We start from the raw sequence: 3,982 nt of genomic DNA, 5'->3' as shown, positions 1-3,982 counted from the left end.
GGGCCCTTTAGCTCTTAAAGAACGAGACCCACCAACCCGATGGTGGTTGGCGGGTTTCCTGGAGTACACGTTCGTATTCCCGGCGGGGAAAACTTATGGCGCTGCCCTCGCTGGTGTCTAGTCGAGGGTCGGCGTGGGATCCTCGCCAATGACGACCTCCACCGTGGCCGCATCAGGGCGCAGGGTCTCTTCCAGCTGAGCGGCTACGACGCCGCCCTCTGCCTTGATGGTTCTCGTAATGCGTAGGACCGGCTGGTTGCGCCCCACGCCCAGGGCCTTTTGTTCCTCCGTGCGCGCGGTGGCAGGCACGAGGGAATCGCGCTTAAAAACGGGTGTCAGGTCAAGCTCCGTCAACAGCTCGGTCAGTGGCTTCTGCACATCCTCTTCCGTAAGTCCTGGTGCCAAGACTTGCGGGATAAAGAGCGTGGAGGCCATGATGGGCGAGCCCGCCGACACCTGCACCGTACGGCACTCCCACAGGGAATCCCCCTCCTCAATCCCAAAGGCGGAAGCAAGGTGCCCGGGAGCATCAATGAACATCAGCGACAGCACCCGCACCTCAACATCGAGGCCATGTTCACGCAATTGATCGAGGGCACTGCGGCCACTCGTCAGGCTCAGCGTCGGCGGGGTGGCACGCACGAAGGTGCCACCGGTGCGCCCACGCTTGCGATCAATGAGGCCCTCAATCTGGACGATGTCCAGCGCGTGGCGCACCGTCATGCGCGCCACCTTGTATTCCTGAACCAATTCCCGCTCGGTGGGAAAACGGTCACCCGGCTTTAATTCGCCGGATTCAATCTTGCTCCTAAGCGAATCCGCGATCACCAAATAGGCGGGGCGGCGACGTTGAGAGGTGGACACGCCTCATAACTGTACCGTGTGCTGGGTTTTTCGCATCTTGAGAGAAAACGCGCCACCTACTTACGCTGGTTCAACTCAATGCGCGGGCGCACACGGATCTCAGTGAGCTGCGTCGTCGGCCCAGCATCAACGGTGGTGCGAATAGCCTTCGCCACCTCGACCGGGGCGATGACATGCTCCGGATTGTAATCCTGCAAGCCCTGCAGCATCGGGGTATCCGTCGGACCCGGCGCGACGGTGGACACGCGGATGCCGAGTTCGCCGAGGCGGAGGCCGTCGGCAAGCGCGTAGAGTGCGTGCTTCGTGGCGGCGTAAATGACGTTGTCACCATAGGAGTGGATGCCGGCACCGGAGTTGATGAACACCGCGAGGCCCTCCGCCGCACGCAGCGCAGGCAGCAGAAGGCGGGTCAGCTCTGCTGGCACGTGCACGTTGAGGTCCATCTGCGCACGCCAATCTTCCGGGCTAGCGCTTTCCACTGAGCGCTTATCCGCCCGGGCCGCCGCATGCACGAGCACGTCCACGCGCTCCAGTTCAGAAAGCTCGGTGGGAAGCGCCGCACCATCAAGTAGCGACAGCAGGTCGATGCCCACCGGCACGATGTTCTCCGCCTCCGGCAGCTCCCCGGCGCGCCGGCCTAGTGCATACACGCGGTGGTCTCGCGCAAGGTCCTTGATGATCTCCCTGCCCATTCCACCGGTTGCCCCGGTCACAACGGCAATCTTCACCATGATTGTTCCTCCTTCAGTTAGCGGAAGCGCTTCGGCACATCCGGCTCCCCCAGCGTCAACATCAGGCGATTTGCCCAGTTGAAGAACGCGGAGGAGTTGATGACATCGATGATTGCCAGCGTATCGAAACCCACCTCGCGGAGACCATCCACGTGGGAGGCGTCGAACGCAAAGGGCGACTCGGTCAGGGCCAGGGCGGCGTCACGGATGGCGGACCACTGCGCCGAGCCCAGGTCAGCAGAAACGCCCTCGTCGAGCAGGCGGTCAATCGCTGCGGAGTCACCGCCCTCCTCCTTGGCGCGCTGCTGGTGTACCGATGCGCAGTACTCGCAGCCATTGAGGCGCGAGACCACCGTGGCGGCCAGCTCACGCTGGGCGCGCCCCAATCCGCCGTCGGTGTTGTAGAAAATGTCCAGGTCCGTCAGCGTGCGCGCCTTGAGCGCTGCCGGGTCGCGGGCCAGCAGGCGGAAGTACTCCATGTCGATGCGCTCGGGCTTAATCAGCGCGTCACGCTGCGCGTCGGTGAACTCCTCCTTTGGTTGCGGCGGCACCCACGGCTTCCAGCCTAGGGAGTGCGCCACGAAACCCTGCGGCTTGACGACGTCCGGCACCAACGTCCCCTCCCCCGGCACCCACTCCGGAGTCTGGGTGGGACGCGGCGCCACAGTCACAGGCGTGGGCTGGGCGGCACCGGCCAGCACAGACAATCCGTGCGCCACACGCAGTTGGAAGGACAGGAAGCTCACGATCTGTCCCAGGGTCACGATGTCATCGTTGGACCAGCCGGCTGCCTGGAGGTGACCGATCGCGGCCGGGGAGGCGTCCTTGGGGTGGAAAGCCAGAAGGTGGGCGAAGTCGAGGGCGGCGGCGAGGCGTGGCGAGCCGTCGAAAAGCGTGAAGCCGCCACCAGAGTATGGGCCGGTGGTGATGCCGCGCTCCACCGCGCGGGCTACTTCTGCGGCGAGCTCCTCCGATTCCTCCGCCAGCAGGTCGGAATAGAACTCCACCGCCTGCGGAGCCTGGTAAATGCCAGCAACAAACGTCGCGATGGCGTAGCGCTCCGCATAGCTGAACGTGCCGGGCTCTTTAGGCTCAAGGAGCGCGGCGAAGGAGGCCTGCGCATTCTCCTTAGCTTCAGGCCGGCGCTCGCGCAGCTGGGCGACGTCCTCGCTTGCATCCGCCAGTAGGTTAATAATGTCTGCCATGAACTAATCCTTTCTTGATTGGCCCCAGGCTACAGGCCGAGGTTGAGGTCACCGGCGCGGTAGCGCGAGCCGGGGATGGCCTCGATGAGCTTCCGGGTAAACGGTGATTGCGGGTTGCTAAAGACCTCGGCCGTGGGCCCGCATTCCACCTGCTGGCCCTTCGAGAGCACGGACACGGTATCGGAGATCTGGTTGACCACCGCCAGGTCGTGCGAGATGAAAATGTAGGTCAGGCCAAGCTCCTCCTGCAGCCGGGCAAGCAGCCGCAGGATTTGGGCCTGCACGGTGACGTCGAGGGCGGAAACGGCCTCGTCGAGGATGACCAGCTCCGGCTCCACAATCATCGCCCGGGCGATGGCCACGCGCTGGCGCTGACCGCCGGAGAGCTCGCGCGGGCGCCGGTCATAATAATCCGGGTTAAGGGCGACCAGCTCGAGGAACTCTTTGGCCTTGGCTTTCGCGCTGCTTGCCGACGCCCCCTTCAAATTCCGCAGCGGCTCCGCCACCGTCTGGCCAATCGTCTGCTTGGGGTCCAGCGAGCCATAGGGGTTCTGGTAGACCAGCTGGATGTTGTTTCGCTCTTCGCGCGAGGCCTTGCCGCGCAGGCCTACGATGTCGCGCCCGCCGACGGTGATGCTGCCCGCAGTCGGGGTATTGAACATGGCGATGCTGCGCCCGGTGGTGGTCTTGCCGGAGCCGGACTCGCCCACGATGGCGTGGGTCGAGCCCTTGGCCACGGTGAAGGAGATGTCATCGACCGCGGTGAAATCACCGAAGCGCTGGGTCAGGCCTTCGACGCGCACCAAAGGTTCGCTGGCAGCGCGAGTAGTCGGCGCGCCGGTAGATTCAGATGAAGCACGCTGAGTGCTTAGGTTGCCCTGGGGTGCGACGGCGCGGGCAGTTGACGTGCCGGCGTCGGCGACGGTGAGGGAGGGGGCGTCGGCAAGCAGGCGTTTGGTGTAGTCGTGGCGCGGGTTGGTCAGTACTGTGGCGGCTAGGCCTTCCTCGCGCAGCTGGCCAGACTCCATGACCACGACGCGGTCGGCGCGGTCACCGGCCACGGCTAGGTCGTGGGTAATGAAGAGGATGCCCATGCCGAGCTCTGCGCGCATGTCATCGAGGAGGTCGAGGATGATCTTCTGCACGGTGACATCGAGGGCGGAGGTGGGCTCGTCGGCGATG

General features: G+C 64.4%; 4 protein-coding genes. All 4 read right to left on the bottom strand.

Annotation, left to right across the window (positions count from 1 at the left end; translation table 11 throughout):
* Positions 1–117: 117 nt before the first annotated feature.
* Positions 118–864, bottom strand: coding sequence for a GntR family transcriptional regulator (locus HMPREF2943_RS07445; protein WP_070443630.1), 747 nt, complete (start codon positions 862–864; stop codon positions 118–120).
* Positions 865–920: 56 nt separating this feature from the next.
* Positions 921–1,595 carry an SDR family oxidoreductase gene (locus tag HMPREF2943_RS07440; protein ID WP_070711229.1) on the bottom strand — a complete coding sequence of 225 codons (675 nt, stop codon included), beginning with the start codon at positions 1,593–1,595 and terminating at the stop codon, positions 921–923.
* 17 nt (positions 1,596–1,612) lie between these two features.
* Entirely contained in the window at positions 1,613–2,800 is a 1,188-nt protein-coding gene (locus HMPREF2943_RS07435; RefSeq protein WP_070711228.1) for an alkylhydroperoxidase domain protein, read from the bottom strand.
* A 29-nt stretch (positions 2,801–2,829) separates the two neighbouring features.
* On the bottom strand, positions 2,830–3,982 hold a 1,153-nt coding region (locus HMPREF2943_RS07430), incomplete at its 5' end, for an ABC transporter ATP-binding protein (protein WP_070711227.1).

It is taken from the genome of Corynebacterium sp. HMSC072D12 (genome assembly GCF_001813925.1).
GTDB classification, from domain to species: domain Bacteria; phylum Actinomycetota; class Actinomycetes; order Mycobacteriales; family Mycobacteriaceae; genus Corynebacterium; species Corynebacterium aurimucosum.
This window is presented reverse-complemented; position numbering and strand designations above follow the sequence as displayed.

What these genes read in the sequence shown, in the direction of transcription:
- HMPREF2943_RS07440 (WP_070711229.1), bottom strand. Translation starts at nt 1,595, where the DNA reads ATGGTGAAGATTGCCGTTGTGACCGGGGCAACCGGTGGAATGGGCAGG.
- HMPREF2943_RS07435 (WP_070711228.1), bottom strand. Translation starts at nt 2,800, where the DNA reads ATGGCAGACATTATTAACCTACTGGCGGATGCAAGCGAGGACGTCGCC.